General features: G+C 69.1%; 14 protein-coding genes. 13 read left to right on the top strand and 1 reads right to left on the bottom strand.

The genetic code is table 11. The annotated features are described in order from the left end of the window. Nucleotides 1-8 precede the first annotated feature (8 nt). The 3 genes from Q8Q71_RS00380 to fabD all read left to right on the top strand — a co-directional run bounded on the left by Q8Q71_RS00380 (nt 9) and on the right by fabD (nt 4,447). Nucleotides 9-1,415 (top strand): FAD-binding oxidoreductase, encoded by a 1,407-nt coding sequence (locus Q8Q71_RS00380; protein ID WP_305757666.1) that lies wholly within the window; start codon nt 9-11, stop codon nt 1,413-1,415. Nucleotides 1,416-1,487: 72 nt separating this feature from the next. Continuing rightward, nucleotides 1,488-3,458: a beta-propeller domain-containing protein gene (locus tag Q8Q71_RS00375; RefSeq protein WP_305757665.1), complete on the top strand. Its 1,971-nt coding sequence runs from the start codon at nt 1,488-1,490 to the stop codon at nt 3,456-3,458. 44 nt (nt 3,459-3,502) lie between these two features. Next, a complete protein-coding gene (fabD, locus tag Q8Q71_RS00370) occupies nt 3,503-4,447 on the top strand; it encodes an ACP S-malonyltransferase (RefSeq protein ID WP_305757664.1) in 945 nt (314 codons plus the stop codon). Nucleotides 4,448-4,454: 7 nt separating this feature from the next. Here the strand turns inward: fabD and Q8Q71_RS00365 are convergent, their stop codons facing one another. Beyond that, the gene (locus tag Q8Q71_RS00365; protein ID WP_305757663.1) at nt 4,455-5,726 is read right to left on the bottom strand and encodes a serine hydrolase; all 1,272 of its coding nucleotides are present in this window, start codon (nt 5,724-5,726) and stop codon (nt 4,455-4,457) included. Nucleotides 5,727-5,796: 70 nt separating this feature from the next. Between Q8Q71_RS00365 and fabG the strand changes: the two genes are divergently transcribed. The 10 genes from fabG (at nt 5,797) to gmk (ending at nt 15,311) form a co-directional block, all read left to right on the top strand. Then, nucleotides 5,797-6,549 carry a 3-oxoacyl-[acyl-carrier-protein] reductase gene (gene fabG / locus Q8Q71_RS00360; protein WP_305757662.1) on the top strand — a complete coding sequence of 251 codons (753 nt, stop codon included), beginning with the start codon at nt 5,797-5,799 and terminating at the stop codon, nt 6,547-6,549. Between the two features lie 121 nt (nt 6,550-6,670). Next, on the top strand, nt 6,671-7,567 hold the full coding sequence (locus Q8Q71_RS00355) for an OmpA family protein (RefSeq protein ID WP_305757661.1): 897 nt from the start codon (nt 6,671-6,673) through the stop codon (nt 7,565-7,567). Between the two features lie 14 nt (nt 7,568-7,581). Further along, nucleotides 7,582-8,904, top strand: a complete 1,323-nt coding sequence (locus Q8Q71_RS00350; RefSeq protein WP_305757660.1) for a hypothetical protein — start codon at nt 7,582-7,584, stop codon at nt 8,902-8,904. Beyond that, nucleotides 8,904-10,190, top strand: a complete 1,287-nt coding sequence (locus tag Q8Q71_RS00345) for a hypothetical protein (protein WP_305757659.1) — start codon at nt 8,904-8,906, stop codon at nt 10,188-10,190. Before Q8Q71_RS00350 ends, Q8Q71_RS00345 begins: the two co-directional genes overlap by 1 nt. 17 nt (nt 10,191-10,207) lie before the next feature. Next, nucleotides 10,208-10,774 carry a hypothetical protein gene (locus Q8Q71_RS00340; protein WP_305757658.1) on the top strand — a complete coding sequence of 189 codons (567 nt, stop codon included), beginning with the start codon at nt 10,208-10,210 and terminating at the stop codon, nt 10,772-10,774. A 220-nt stretch (nt 10,775-10,994) separates the two neighbouring features. Further along, complete coding sequence (locus tag Q8Q71_RS00335; protein ID WP_055830235.1) at nt 10,995-11,234, top strand: acyl carrier protein; 240 nt, start codon at nt 10,995-10,997, stop codon at nt 11,232-11,234. A 108-nt stretch (nt 11,235-11,342) separates the two neighbouring features. Beyond that, nucleotides 11,343-12,623 carry a beta-ketoacyl-ACP synthase II gene (gene fabF / locus Q8Q71_RS00330; protein WP_305757657.1) on the top strand — a complete coding sequence of 427 codons (1,281 nt, stop codon included), beginning with the start codon at nt 11,343-11,345 and terminating at the stop codon, nt 12,621-12,623. Then, nucleotides 12,624-13,787, top strand: a complete 1,164-nt coding sequence (gene mltG, locus Q8Q71_RS00325; RefSeq protein ID WP_371315911.1) for an endolytic transglycosylase MltG — start codon at nt 12,624-12,626, stop codon at nt 13,785-13,787. It begins immediately after the preceding gene. Then, complete coding sequence (locus Q8Q71_RS00320; protein WP_305757656.1) at nt 13,784-14,680, top strand: YicC/YloC family endoribonuclease; 897 nt, start codon at nt 13,784-13,786, stop codon at nt 14,678-14,680. Before mltG ends, Q8Q71_RS00320 begins: the two co-directional genes overlap by 4 nt. Next, complete coding sequence (gene gmk, locus Q8Q71_RS00315) at nt 14,670-15,311, top strand: guanylate kinase (RefSeq protein ID WP_305757655.1); 642 nt, start codon at nt 14,670-14,672, stop codon at nt 15,309-15,311. Before Q8Q71_RS00320 ends, gmk begins: the two co-directional genes overlap by 11 nt. Nucleotides 15,312-15,450 lie beyond the last annotated feature (139 nt).

Raw genomic sequence — 15,450 nt, 5'->3', positions numbered from 1 at the left:
AAGGAGCCATGACCCCGCCGACTCCCGCCGCCCTCGCCGCCCTGAAATCCGCTCTTGGCGACGGCGGCTGGACCGACGATCCCGTCGAGATTGCGCCCTGGCTGACCGAATGGCGCAACCGCTGGACCGGCCACACCCCGCTGATGCTGACGCCGCGCACGACCGCCGAGGTCGCCGCGGCCGTGCGCGTCTGCGCCGACCACCGCATCGCCCTTATCCCCCAGGGCGGCGACACCGGCCTCGTCGGCGGCCAGATCCCCTATGGCGAGGTCCTGCTCTCGACCCGCAAGCTCCGCACGGTCCGCGACGTCACCCCGCTGGACGACGCCATGACCGTCGAGGCCGGCGTCACCCTCCTGGAGGCCCAGCAGGCCGCCGCCGCCGCCGACCGGATGTTCCCGCTCAGCCTCGCCGCCGAGGGCAGCGCCACCATCGGCGGGGTGATCTCGACCAACGCCGGGGGCACGGCGGTGCTCCGCTACGGCGTCATGCGCGACCTGGTGCTGGGGATCGAGGCCGTGATGCCGGACGGCGAGGTCTTCCATGGCCTCAAACGGCTGCGCAAGGACAACACCGGCTATGACCTCAAACAGCTGCTGATCGGCGCCGAGGGCACCCTGGGCGTGGTCACCGCCGCGACTCTGAAGCTGTTCCCGGTCATGCGCTCCCGCGCCACCGCCATGGTCGGGCTGGAAACCCCGGCCGCCGCCGTCGAACTGCTGGCCCGGGCCAAGGCCGAAACCGGCGGCGGGGTCGAGGCCTTCGAGCTGATGAAACGCCTCGGCATGTCGTTCGTGCTGGCCAACATCCCCGACACGCGCGAGCCGCTGGAAAGCGCGCCGCCCTGGTATGTCCTGATCGAACTGGTCTCCGGCGAACCCGGCGCCGCCGACGCCGCCATGGAGCGGCTGTTGACCCACGCCTTCGAGACCGGCCTGATCACCGACGCGGCGATCGCGCAGAATGACGCCCAGCGCGCCGCCTTCTGGAAGGTGCGCGAGGAGCAGTCCGCGGCCCAGAAGCCCGAGGGCGGCGGCTGGAAGCACGACATCTCCGTCCCCCTCTCCCGCATCGCCGATTTTCTCGAGGAAGCCACGACCGCCGTCGAACGCTTCCACCCCGGCGCCCGGGTCAGCGCCTTCGGCCACGTGGGCGACGGCAATCTCCACTACGACGTCCTGTGCCCGCCAGGCGGAGACCTGAAGGCGTTTCTCGCCCGCTGGGCCGAGGGTTCCGAGGTCGTCCATGACATCGTCGCCCGCTACGACGGCTCCATCTCGGCCGAGCACGGCCTCGGCCGCCTCAAGACCGACGAGGCCCGCCGCTACAAGTCCCCACTGGAGATCGGCGTCATGCAGGCCGTCCGCGCCGCGATCGATCCCCACCGGATCATGAACCCGGGCGTGCTGTTCTAGTCGGGATTCCACCTCAGGATCGCCGCAGTCCGGGCCGTTCATTCCGCAAGGCCAAGCTTCGAGGGAACCGGAATGCTCGCAATCCTGAAACGCCACGCGGTCCCCCTGTCTCTCGCGCTCGCGGCCCTGGTGGGTGTCGGCGCCGCCTTCGGAACGGCGAGACCCTTCCGGCCCGCGACCTCCGCGGACGGACTTCCGGCCTTTGCCTCCGAGGACCAGTTTCGGGCCTTCTTCCATCAACGCCGCGCCGCCATCGAGGCGCAGATCCTCCGCCGCGCCGGAGCGTCTGACGAACCCCTCTCGGCGATGATCATGCCGCCGGCCATGGAGGTCGCCTCGACCGACGCAGCCGCCGATGCGGCGGGCGACTCCATCACCAATGTCCAGGAGGCGGGCGTCGACGAGGGCGGCATCGTCAAGGCCGCCGGCGACTACCTCGTGGTCCTGCGGCGCGGGCGGCTGTTCACCCTGTCCATCGCCGACGGCCTTCGCGCCGTCGATTCCATCGATGTTCCACCGCCGGGAACCCCGGCCCCGAAGTCCAGTTGGGACGGCGCCTGGTACGACGAAATGCTGGTCGTCGGCGACCGGGTCGTGGTCATCGGCTACAGCTATGAGACGCAAGGGACCGAAATCCTCCGCTTCCGTCTCTCTCCAGACGGCGCACTCAGCTTCGAGGACGCGTCCCGGCTGCGCGCCAGCGACTATTATTCGGCCGAGAACTACGCCTCGCGCCTGATCGGCGACGAGCTCGTTCTCTACAACGTGCGCTACCTGTGGGAGGTCGAGGATCCGATGGCGATCCTGCCGGCCCTGACCGACGAGACGCCGGGCCGGGCGCGGAGCACCCGGGTGCTGGCCCAACCCCGCGATGTCTTCATCGATCCCGACGCTCGGCCCTCCGACATGGACTTCAACGCCCTGCATTCGGTGACCCGGTGCGACCTGACCGCGCCGAGGCTGGATTGCGAGGCGACGGCCATCCTCGGACCGGCGTCGCGGACCTTCTACGTCTCGCCCGAGGCCATCTACGTCTGGACCACGGCAAGGGCCGGCAATCCCGCGCCGAACCATCGCCCGTCGGCCACGGTCTATCGCATGCCGCTGGACGGCGGCCGGCCGCAGGCGGTGCGGGCGTCGGGCGCGCCGCTGGATCAGTTCTCGTTCCGCGAGGACCGGCGCCGGGGCCGTCTCGACGTGGTCGTCCAGTCCGACGACGGCGGCGACGCCATGTGGGACCGCGACACGCGTGAAGGGACCACGGCCCTGCTCAGCCTGCCGCTGGATCGTTTCGGCGACGGCTCGGGCGCCGCCCGTCCGGACGATTACCGTCCGTTGGAAGGCCTGCCGGCGGACAGCTGGCAGCGGCAGAACCGCTTCGTCGGCGACCATCTTCTCTATGCCGTTGATCGCCCGTCTCCGGACGGCGACGAGGCGCGCCGCGCCGGGATGCTGATGGCCATGCGGGTCGATGACGGCCAGGCGCGCATGTTCGATCTCGCCGCCCCGGTCAGCCGCATCGAGGCGTTGGGCCCCGACGCCCTGATCGTCGTCAGCGGCGAGCGGGCCATGACGCTGACCGCCGTCGAGCTCGACGGGGCCCGGCCCGAACTGGGCGCCCGCTACGCCGTCCCGGGCGCCGGCGAATCGGAGGGGCGCAGCCATGGCTTCTTCTTCCGGCCCGACGCGCGAGGCGCGGACGCCGGCCTTCTGGGCCTGCCGATCCAGCACTATCCCGCGCCGGGACGACCGGCCCAATGGGCGGGCAGTGTCGACATGTTGTTCCTGCGGCGCGATCCCGGCTCCCTGGTGGCGCTCGGCGCCCTGTCGACGGCGGCCGGGAGCCGGGATGATTTCTGCCGCGTCTCCTGCGTCGACTGGTACGGCGCTTCGCGTCCGATCTTCCTGCGTGGCCGGGTCTTCGCCCTGATGGGCTATGAGCTGGTCGAGGGCCGGGAGGAGGGCGGGCGGATTCGCGAGATAGGCCGTCTGGATTTCACACCCCGCCGGAGCGCCGCCGCCCGGCTTGCCCCTGCGGCCTGATCGTCCTACCCCTCCGGCTCGATTCAACGCCGCCGGAGACCCCCATGACCCTCGCCCTGCTGTTCCCCGGCCAAGGCAGCCAGTCGGTCGGCATGGGCGCGGCCCTGGCCGACGCCTTCGCCCCGGCGCGCGAGGTCTACGCAGAGATCGACGACGCCCTGGGTCAGAAGCTGTCGGTGCTGATGCGCGAGGGTCCCGAGGACCAGCTCACCCTGACCGAGAACGCCCAGCCCGCCCTGATGGCCGTGTCGCTGGCCGCCGTTCGGGTGCTGAAGGCCGAGTTCGGCGTCGAGGTCACCCGCGCCGGCTTCGTCGCCGGCCATTCCCTGGGCGAATACTCGGCCCTGTGCGCGGCGGGTTCGATCACCGTCGCCGACACGGCCCGCCTGCTGAAGCTGCGGGGCCAGGCGATGCAGCGCGCCGTCCCTGTCGGACGCGGCGCCATGGCCTCGCTGATCGGGCCGAAGACCGACCTGGCCCTGGCCGAGGCCGCCGCCGCCGCCGGCTCCGAGATCGGCGTCTGTGTCGTCGCCAATGACAACAACGCAGGCAACATCGTCATCTCGGGCGACAAGGCGGCCGTCGACCGCGCCATCGAAAAGGCGAAGGAACTCGGCGCCCGCGCCATTCCGCTGAACGTCTCTGCCCCGTTCCACTGTCCGCTGATGCAGCCCGCCGCCGACGAGATGGCTACGGCCCTGGCCACGGCGACGATCGTCGCGCCGGCTGTTCCCGTGGTCGCCAACGTCACCGCCCGGCCCGAGACCGACCCCGAGGTCCTGCGCCGCCTGCTGGTCGAACAGGTCACCGGCCGCGTCCGCTGGCGCGAGAGCATGGAATGGATGGCGGGCGAGGGCGGCGTGACCCGCTTCGCCGAGATCGGCTCGGGCAAGGTGCTGGCCGGCATGGCCAAACGCATCGCGCCGGACGCCGAAAGCCTGTCGCTGAATGCGCCGGAAGACCTGGAAGCCTTCGCCAGGAGCCTCTGATCCGGCGTCAGCCCGACTGAATCCCCAGGTCCGCCACGATCGCCGCCCGCGTCTCGGTGGAGATCGGCAGCGCGCCCCAGGGGAAGAACTGCACCATGACCACCGCGGCGTAGTCTCGGACAGGGTCCAGCCAGGCCTTGGTTCCGGCCGCGCCGTCCCAACCGTACTCCCCCGCGTTCCAGGCCCCCGGCCGCGCCACATAGCCGCCGAATCCGAAGCCGTTGCCGTATGAATCCAGCCCGGCCGGCATGATGTCGGTGCGCACCAGCCGGGCGGTCTCGGGCCGCATCACCCGCACCCGGCCCGCGCGACCGTCTTCCAGCAGGGTGGTCAGGAAGGCCAGATAGTCCCCGGTCGTCGACACCAGCCCGGCCCCGCCCGCGAACAGGGTCACCAGCCGCGAATAGGCCTCGACCGAGCTTCCGGGATCGAGCCGCCGCCCGGGCGGCGAATAGTCGTACAGGGCCGCCATCCGTCCCGCCTCTCCGGGCGCCAGGTTGAACCGGGTGTCGTTCATGCCGATCGGGTCGAACAGGCGGCGTTTCAGGAACTCGGGGAAGGCCATGCCCGAGGCGCGCTGGATGACCAGCCCCAGCACGTCCAGCGAGACGCTGTAATGGTAGGCCGTGCCGGGCTCGAACATCAGCGGGATGCCGCCCAGCCGCCGGACCATCTCGTCGAGATCATGCACCCGCGGCCCGTCGCCGGCCCCTGCATTCAGATCGCCCGTGAAGGGGAATACCCCGGCCTGACGGTACGCCCGCTGCACCGGACCGTCGCCGGCGATGTTGTAGCTCAGGCCGCTGGTGTGGGTCAGCAGGTGGCGCACGGTCATGACGTTCCGGGCGGGCTGCGCCTCCAGGCTCGTCTCCGGATCGACGGCCACCGTCAGATGCGAGAACTCGGGCACGAAGTCCGTCACCGGCTGGTCCAGCGCCAGCTTGCCGTCCTCGATCAGCAGGGCCGCCGCCACACCGGTGACCGGCTTGGTCATCGAATAGATGCGGAACAGGGTGTCCCGATCCATGGCCGGGGAGGGGCCGAAGTCCTGCGTTCCGGCCTGCAGATAAGTCCTCGTCCCGTCCGGCAGCCGCACGCCGACGGTCACGCCCGGCAGCCGGCCTTCGGCGACGAAGCGGTCCAGCACCGCCTGGGTGCGCGGCAACAGCGCTCCGCCGGGAACGGAGGCCCTGCCGAGGCCGGCGCAGCCGGCGAGTCCAAGCGCTCCCACGCCCAGCAGCAGCGACCGGCGGCTCGGGGAGAAGCGATTCAGGTCCATCGTGCGTTCCTCTGGCGATGTGGCGCGGGCTCGGTTAGGACCGCTCCGAAGCAATGGCGGAGCTACCCACATGTTCGACCTGTCTGGCAAGACCGCGCTGGTGACCGGCGCCACCGGCGGCATCGGCGGAGCCATCGCCCGGGCCCTGCACGGCCAGGGCGCGACGGTCGTCCTCTCCGGCACCCGCGAGACGGTGCTCCAGGACCTGGCCGGGCAGCTGGGCGCCAATAACGCCGGGAGGGCCTTCGCCGCCGCCGCCAATCTCTCCGATCCCGACTCGGTCGATGGCCTGATCGCCCGCGCCGAGGACGCCGCCGGCGCGCCCCTGGACATCCTGATCGCCAATGCCGGCATCACGAAGGACGGCCTGCTGATGCGGATGAAGGACGAGGACTTCACCGACGTGCTCAAGGTCAATCTGGAGAGCTATTTCCGCCTCTCGCGCGCGGCCATGAAGGGGATGATGAAGCGTCGTTCGGGCCGCATCATCGGCATCACCTCGGTGGTCGGGGTCACCGGCAATCCGGGCCAGACCAACTACGCCGCCTCCAAGGCCGGCATGATCGGCTTCTCCAAATCGCTGGCCCAGGAGGTCGGCAGCCGCGGCATCACGGTGAACTGCATCGCCCCGGGCTTCATCGCCTCGCCGATGACCGACGTGCTGAACGACCAGCAGCGGGAGACCATACTGAAGACCATCCCCCTCGGCCGGCTGGGCGCGGGCGACGAGATCGCCGCCGCCGCCGTCTACCTGTCCTCGGACGAGGCCGCCTATGTCACGGGGCAGACCCTGCACGTGAACGGCGGCATGGCGATGATCTGACCACGCCTCCAGCGGCACGTAAAAAGTGTCGCGAACGCTTGTGTCACAAGCAAGACGTGTTTAACGTCTCGTTGTTCGGCCAACGAGGTTATTCGACGTGGGGGGTTCGCGGCGCCTTTTCTTGTCGGCGGCCGCTTGCGCGGTCTTCGGCCCAACGACTGCCGGGCGCGCCCAGCACCGTATCCTGAGTGCTGAGCAGACGGTCGAGCTTGAGCATGACGACCGCATGGCGCGCCTGCGAGCCGCCGTGGATCGGCTCGGGATGCCGAACCCGCCACGCTTTTCGGTTTCGCGGGTGCCGCGCGAGCGTATGCCGGCGAACTTCAGTGTCTCTGCGCCCGTTCTCCGGGTCGCCTTTTCCGAGCGAACCTTCTTCGATACGGCCGATTGGACGATCCTGCCGCAAGGATTGCTCGCGGTCGAAGCGGTGGCGGCCGCCACCCGGGGGGAGGCTCCGGACGCCGCCGTTTTCGTCGCCGGACATACAGATGACCGGGGCGGTGAGGCCTACAATCACAACTTGTCCGTTAATCGGGCGAACGCGGTTTCTGATGCGCTGATGCGTTTCGGAGTGGGGGACGTGGCGCTGTGGCGGGTCGGTTTCGGCGAGTCAGCCCCGCTTTACGCGAACGACACCGACGAGCATCGCGGGTTCAACCGCCGGGTGGAATTCCTTTTCGGCGCGCGAGTGGAGCCCGTCGTCCAGGTTCTGAGCGCCCAGCTCGACGACTTCTGCATTTCCTCATCCCAAGCCGAGAGTGACCGTTGCCGCTTCCCGCTGCCGGGCCGCGAAGCCTTTGAGGCCACCCAGCTGACGCGCCGCGCCATCGGGATTGGTATGGACGGTCGCGCTGCGGCCGCAGCGCCCGGACGGCCGACGAGAAGGGCTCCGCTTGGTCGACGCCCGCCCCGTACTTCAGCGCCTGTTCCACGCACCGCTCAGGTTACGGCAGCTGTGCCGCTTACCCTGACCATCCCGCTTCGACGCACCATCACCATCGCCGCTCCTCAGCGCTGAAAGGCCGACCAGTCATGGACAACACCTCGTCGCTTCACCCCCAGGCGAGCCGGACGGCTGATCCGGCTTCCGAGGGCGGCGTGGATGGCTATCGCGCACTCGACCTGACGCAGGGCTCAAGCCTTTGCGTCTCCTTGATGGATTCTGTGGAACACGAGCAGGCCGAGGGAGGGCGCATAGACCTGACTGACGAGCTGGGCAGCCATCCGTGTGGCTTCACCCCCCAGATGATGTCTTGGTACCAGTCGGAGATCGCTCCTGCGAGGTCAGCCGCCCTGGCGGAGGTTCGAAGCGGCTTCGAAGGCGCCGCCCTCAATCGCACCGCCGCGGGTCGTGGCAAGCTGATCCCGGCCGAGCGAACGCGAAACGATCAGGCCAAGCTGATCGGCTACAACCTGGTGCACACTGACTTTCGCCGCGATCATCAGCAGAAGATCGACGAGCGGGAGACCCGCCGCGCCGAGTTCGAGGAAGCGCGCGCCATGCGCGGCAACCGCGATCCGGTGCTGACACGGTTCTGGTACTATCTCGGTCTCGTCGCCGTCGTGGTTCTCGAGGCGGGGGTCAACGTCGAGAGCCTGATGCAGTTGCCCTGGATCACCAGCGGCCTGTTCGCAACCACCGCTGCAATCCTGGTCGGGCTGTCCGTCGGCGGCGCTTCGCACCTGCACGGCACGGTTTTGAAGCAATGGCACTACTGGTTCAACAGCCACGAGTCGACACGGGTGTGGAAGGCGTCGCGCAAGATCGCCATTGGCACAGTCTTGCTTGGCGCTGGACTGGCCCTGATCGCCTGGGCCCGCTTTTACTACATTCAGCCACAGATCGAGATCGCCATCATTCGGGGCACGACGCCGCCCAACTTAATAACCTCGATTATGTTCATGACCGTCACCAATGTCATCGTCTACGGAGTGGGAGCGATGCTTGCCTATTTCTGTCACGATGAAGATCCGGACTACCCTCCGAAGAAGGTCGAACTCGACAAGGCCGAGAAAGCACTCGACGGGTTGCGCAGGTCGATAAATCTCAAGCTGAAAGAGATCGACGACCGGTGGCACGCCGAACTCAGGAAGCTGGAGGTCTTCGAAACCAGTCAATCGTCCAGTCCGGCGTGGGAAGCGAACCGCCAGGCGCTGGCCCGCCTCACGGCCGTTGATGATCGCGTCGAAGCTGCGCTGAACCGTTACAAGAACGCCTTGGTCAGTCGGCTGCGAAGTCAGGGTCAGGCGCCGATTTTCGTCCAGCCGACTGTCACACGTGATGATGCCGGCCGCGAAGAACGGTTAAGCGCTGAACAATACTTGGCCCGCCCCGCTAAATTGAGGATGCTGTGATGAACGCATTCCCCCGTTCAAACAGGGTCTGGATTGCCGTGGCGGCCATGGCCGTCGCTGTCACCGCTTGTGGTGACAAGGGCCAACCCGGCGGGACCGGCGACCTGGGCCAACCCGTACGGCTGGACGATTGGTGTCGTCGTGATGGTCTGGACGAGGCCCTGCGCCAGACCGCGGTTGTTATTGACGAGCGCGCCGTTCGACCGGGCCAGGGGGCCGAACTTCGTACTGCAAATCCGGAGCTTTTCGCCTTGGTGACCGGTCTCGCCGACGCGGGGGCGGGTCAGGTCGGCGCCCTGGCCCCGCGCGAGCGCCTGTCTATCTATCTGGCTCCGACCGACGGCGGGGCGCCCCGGCTGATCCTGAGCGGCTGTCTGCCCGCCATGAGCGCCCAGGAGATTGAAGTCGCCCGCGCGGCGGGTGCGGCCGGGACCGGCGGGCTGTCCACCTATGTGACCGGCGGTTTGGGCCAGGAGCTTGAGTCGGCGCGACAGGCGTTCCAGGACGCGGTCTTGTTGGCGCTTTCCAAGGCTGCGCGAGCGCCGGTTCCCGGTTCAATTAGTGCGGGTGGGTTCACCGACGGCAACCTCATGTCGTCGCTTGGATCGGCAAACCTGGTGATCGACGGCGCAGGGGTGCCGCGCTTCTTCCTTTTCACCAACCTGAGAACATTCCCCGGGGGCGCCGATCGGACCGCCGCGCGACAAGCCGGCTTCGCCGCGGCCCGGGAGGCCGAAGTCAATCTTGGCGGTGCGGATGTCGTTCTGGTTGGTCCAGGGGCTTCGTCAGCGGGTCACGGGCGCGACTTCGCCCAGGCCTTCTTCCTTGGCTCTCAGGGCCGCGTGCTTGGCTGGGGTGGTGCGGCCTTCAACGCCCTGCCGGCAGCGCCTGTGGAGGTACGGACCTATACCGGCGAGATCGTGTATCCGGCGGACAGATTTCCGATGCGCCTCGTGATCGGCCGCGATGCGCAGAACCGCTTGGTGAACAGCTGGCTGATCGTGCGATCGGACACCGAACTGGCGACGCCGATCGGCGGATCCCTGACCTGCGCCGAGGGCGTGTGTCGTTTGGTATCCGATCGGGGAGGACTGGCTCAGCAATGGAGCCCTGACCCGGATCCCGAACCCGAGTTCACCCCCGACCTGCCTCTCAGCGGGCTTCGCAACATTGAGGCCGAGCTGACGCGCGAATACGCGCGGGGCGAGATTTCCGACCCCCATGTCGGAAGTTTCGAGGGCGCTCCTGGCACAAGATCCCTGACCTTCAATCTCACCCCGCTGTGATCCAGGAAAGAATGACAATGCGTTTCGCGACAGCTCTCATCTTGTCGATTTCACTGATCGCCTCAGGTTGCGCGACCACGGGCGGCGCCCCGCCAACGGCCATGCAGCGCGCCCAGGGCCAGTGCCTGGCCGCCGGAGCTATTTCGATCCTCGCCGGGGCGATCATCGGCAACAATTCGGGCAGCGGTGATGCACGGCGGGGCGCGCAAAGGGGCGCGCTTGTCGGCGCGGGCATCTGCGCCGTTCTTCTCGCCATGGCTTCGGCAGAGGATCAGCGCCGCATTCGCGAAGCGGAATACGCGGCCCTGGAGACCGGGCAGGCTCGTGAGGAAACCTATGATGGTCCTGACGGCAAGCGTCGGATCATCCGGGTAGTGCCGACGGCCGCCCCCGACCGGACCTGGACCTTCGCGCCCGCCGCTGCGGACCAGGCGACGCCGGTCGCCGCGCAGGAAACCCTCACTGACATCTGTCGCTACAAGCAGACCACCCTGACCGTTGAGACGGTAGGGTCCGGCGACCTGCCCCAGGTCCTGGTGTGCCGCAATCCCCAGACTCGGGCATGGGAGGTCCAGCGTGGCTGACGCAAATTGGCGGACCTGCCCGGAGACGTTCGTCCTTATGAGGTCGGCGGCTTGCGGACGAGCCCCCGTCGCTTGCTCTTTCGCGCGCGGCCATCTGTGCTAAAGCCTCCGCAACCGGTTGGCCTGAGTCTTCGTTCAAGGCTTGCGCAGCCGTCGCCGTCGTCATACGGCAAAGACTGAGACAACAGCCGCCCCGGCGGCCCCAAAAGCAGAGACCCCCATGTCCGACACCCTGGAACGCGTCCGCAAGATCGTCATCGACCACCTGGACGCCGATCCGGAAAAGGTCGTTGAAAAGGCCAGCTTCATCGACGACCTCGGCGCCGACTCGCTCGACAACGTCGAACTGGTCATGGCCTTCGAGGAAGAATTCGACATCGAAATCCCCGACGACGCCGCCGAACACATCCAGACGGTCGGCGACGCCGTGAAGTTCATCGACGAGAAGCTGGCGGGCTGATCGCCGCCCTTTTCGACAAGGCCTTGATGGCCGCCGTGACGCGCCCCTAGCGGCGCCGTCCGGCGGCCATTACTGTTTGCGGTCAGGATTCTGTAGCGAGGAGCGCTCATGCGCCGCGTCGTCGTCACCGGCCTCGGTCTGCTCACCCCGCTCGGCTGGGGCGTGGAACACAACTGGCGGGGCATTCTCGAGGGACGCTCGGGCATCGGCCCGATCACCAATTTCGACGCCACGGGGTGGGGCTGCACCATCGCCGGGGAAATTCCCTCGGTCGACGGCCGCGGCGGCGGGGCGCCCGGCCAGCCGGGCGTCTTCGACCACGAGCGCGTCATGTCGCCCAAGGACCGCAAGCGGGTCGACGACTTCATCGTCTACGCCATCGCCGCCGCCGACGAGGCCCTCGCCGACGCTGGCTGGAAGCCGGAAAGCGACGGGGACAGGGAACGCACCGGCGTCATGGTCGGCTCGGGCATCGGCGGCCTTGGCCCCATCGCCGAGACCGCCGTTATCCTGCACGAACAGGGGCCGCGCCGGGTCAGCCCGTTCTTCATCCCCTCGTCGCTGATCAACCTGACCTCCGGTCAGATCTCGATCCGCCACGGCCTGAAGGGGCCGAACCATTCGGTCGTCACCGCCTGCGCCACTGGGGCCCACGCCATCGGCGACGCGGCCCGGATGATCGCCATGGACGACGCCGACGTCATGGTCGCGGGCGGCGCCGAAAGCTCCATCGTGCCCATCGGCATCGCCGGCTTCCTGGCCTGCAAGGCCCTGTGCACCGCCTATAACGACACGCCCGAAAAGGCCTCGCGTCCCTATGACCGCGGCCACGCCGGTTTCGTCATGGGCGAGGGCGCCGGCATCATGGTGCTGGAGGAATACGAGCATGCGAAGGCCCGCGGCGCGAAGATCTACGCCGAGGTGGTCGGCTACGGCATGAGCGGCGACGCCTATCACATCACCGCCCCGTCCGAGGACGGCGAGGGCGGCCTGCGGGCCATGAAGGCGGCGCTGAAGCGGGCCGGGCTGCAGCCCTCGGACCTCGACTACGTCAACGCCCACGGCACCTCGACCATGGCCGACTGGATCGAACTGCGCGCCATCGAGCGGCTGGTCGGCGACCATGCCAAAAACCTGGCGGTGTCCTCGACCAAGTCGATGACCGGCCACCTCCTCGGCGCGGCCGGGGCCATCGAATCGATCTTCAGCGTCCTGGCCATCCGCGACCAGATCGCTCCGCCGACCATCAACCTCGACGATCCCGAGGAAGAGACCCGGATCAATCTCGTGCCGCACAAGGGGCAGTCGATGAAGATCGACGTGGCCATGTCCAACAGCTTCGGCTTCGGCGGCACCAATGCTTCGGTCGTCTTCCGGAAGGTCGCCTAGGTGTCGGTCGAGCGGCGCTCGGGGCGCAAGACGGCCTTTCTGGCCGCCACCGCCACCTTCAGCCTGTTCCTGATCGCCGCCCTGGTCGCGGCCTGGAGCGTCTTCTACGCCCCCGGGCCGTCCGCCCGCGAGGGCCGGTCCACCATCGTCAGCCTGCCCAGCGGCGCCGGCGTCTCGGCCATCGCCGCGACCCTGAAGTCGGCCGGGGTGATCCGCTCGACCGACATGTTCAAGGCCGCCGCCACCCTGACCGGGGCCGACCGCAAGCTGCGCGCCGGCGAATATGAGGTGCCGTCCGGGGCCTCGCTGCGGTCGGTGCTCGTCCTGCTGGTCGAGGGCCGGGTGGTCCGCCACTACGTCACCCTGCCGGAGGGCTGGTCCTCGGCCCAGGCCGTCGACATCCTGAACCGGCAGCCGATCCTGACCGGGACCGTCGAGACGACGCCGGAAGAGGGCATGCTGTGGCCCGACACCTATGAGGTCAGCCGCGGCGAAACCCGCGCCTCGGTGATCGCCCGCATGCGTCGCGCCCGCGACGGGAACCTCGCCCGTCTGTGGGCGGCGCGCGGCCCGGCCACGGTCGTCCGCTCGCCGGAAGAGGCCGTCATCCTCGCCTCCATCGTCGAGAAGGAGACCGGCGTCGCCGCCGAGCGCCCGCGGGTCGCCGCCGTCTTCACCAACCGCCTGCGCGCAGGCATGCGGCTGGAGAGCGACCCGACAATCGTCTACGGCATCACCCGGGGCCGGCCGCTGGGCCGGGGCATCCGCCGTTCGGAGCTGGACCGGCCGACGGCCTGGAACACCTACCAGATCGACGGCCTGCCCCCGACGCCGATCGCCAACCCCGGCCGCGACGCCCTCGCCGCCGTGCTCAACCCGCCGGCCACCAGCGAGCTGTTCTTCGTCGCCGACGGCACGGGCGGCCACGTCTTCGCCCGCACCTATGACGAACACCTGCTTAATGTCGCCCGCTGGCGCGAGATCGAGCGCCGCAAGGCCGGCCTGCCGCCCGAGGCTCCGCCGCCCGCCGTGCCCGGCACGGTTCCCGGCGTCCCCAATGCGCCGACCGACGCCGCCTCGGGCGCCGCCGCCCCGCCCGGCGTGACGGTCCCGCCCGGGGCGCGGGTGATCAGCATCCCGCCAGCCGCGGCGCCGGCCCGATGAGCGTCCTCTCCGGCATGACCGGCTTCGGCCGCGCCGACGGCGCCCTGCCGGTCGAGGGGGGCGGCGACTGGACCTGGTCGGTCGAGGCCCGCTCGGTCAACGGCCGCACCCTCGAGGTCCGCTTCCGGGGCCCGCCCGGCTTCGACGCCCTCGAGCGCCACGCCCGGACCTCGGCCCAGGCCCGGCTGAACCGCGGCCAGGTCACCCTCGGGATCCAGGCGAAACGCGAACTCGGCGCCGCCGCGCTGAAGGTCAACCAGGACGTCCTCGCCCGCTACCTGGCCCTCGCCAACGAACTGGCGGAGGAGGGAGCCACGCCGCCCTCGGCCGACGGCCTGCTGTCGCTGCGCGGCGTGCTGGAAGCCCCCGAGGAGGCCGACGACCCCGAGGCCCGCGCCGCCGTCGAGGCGGCCATGGCCCTCACCATCGACCAGGCCCTCGACGCCCTCCGGGTCTCGCGCGAGCGCGAGGGCGCCCAGCTCCTGCCGGTCATCGCCGACTTCGTCGACCGCATCGAGGCCCTGGTCGCCCGGGCCGAAGCCGAAGCCTCGGCCCAGACCGACGCCATCCGCGAGCGCTTCGCCCGCCGCATGACCGAACTGGCCCCGGACGCCCCGGGGCTGGAGGACCGCATCTATGTGGAGGCGGCGGCGCTGGCCACGAAAGCCGACGTCCGCGAGGAACTGGACCGCCTGACCGCCCATGTCGCCTCGGCCCGCGCCCTGTTGCGGCAACCCCCCGCCGGCCGGAAACTCGACTTCCTGATGCAGGAATTCATGAGGGAGGCGAACACCCTCTGCTCGAAATCGGCTACCACCGCGCTCACCGGAATCGGCCTCGAGCTGAAGGCCGTGATCGAACAGCTGCGCGAACAGGTCCAGAATGTCGAATGAACGCCATCCCCGCCGCGGCGTCCTGCTGATCGTGGCCAGCCCCTCGGGGGCCGGCAAGACCAGCCTGTGCCGCCGCCTGATGGCCGATCACGGCGGGCTGGAGCTGTCCATCTCCATGACGACCCGCGCCATCCGCCCCGGCGAGGTCGCCGATCGCGACTATCATTTCGTCGACGACGCCGAGTTCCAGCGCCTCGTCGACGCCGACGCCTTCCTCGAATGGGCCGACGTCCACGGGGCCCGCTACGGCAGCCCGCGCGCGCCGATCGACCGGGCCCTGTCCGAGGGCCGCGACGTCCTGTTCGACATCGACTGGCAGGGCGCCCGCGACATCGCCGAAAAATGTCCCGAGGACGCCGTCCGCGTCTTCATCCTGCCGCCCAGCCTCGAGGAACTGCGCCGCCGCCTCGTTACCCGCTCCCAGGACGCCGACGATGTCATCGAGCGCCGCATCCAGAACGCCAAGGGCGAGATCGAGCACTGCGGCGAGTTCGACTATGTCTTCGTCAACGACGACTTCGACCGCAGCTACGCCGAACTGGCCCACATCTACCACGCCGAGCGCAGCTGCCGGTTCCGCAACATCTGGGTCGACGCCTACAAGGACGCCCTGCTGAACGAGGCGGTGTGACGGCTTCAAGCCGTCGTCCTCGGGCTTGACCCGAGGATCAGACCGTCCGGTGCTCGGCGCCAACCCGTGCGGTTGCCCTCGCGGAACCTTCACCGCCGCACAGCGCGGCCCAACATCTGATCCTCGGGTCAGGCCCGAG

Source organism: Brevundimonas sp., from assembly GCF_030704825.1.
In the GTDB taxonomy this organism is placed as follows: Bacteria; Pseudomonadota; Alphaproteobacteria; order Caulobacterales; family Caulobacteraceae; genus Brevundimonas.
Note: the sequence above shows the minus strand (reverse complement) of the source record. Positions and strands in the feature narration are given on the sequence as shown.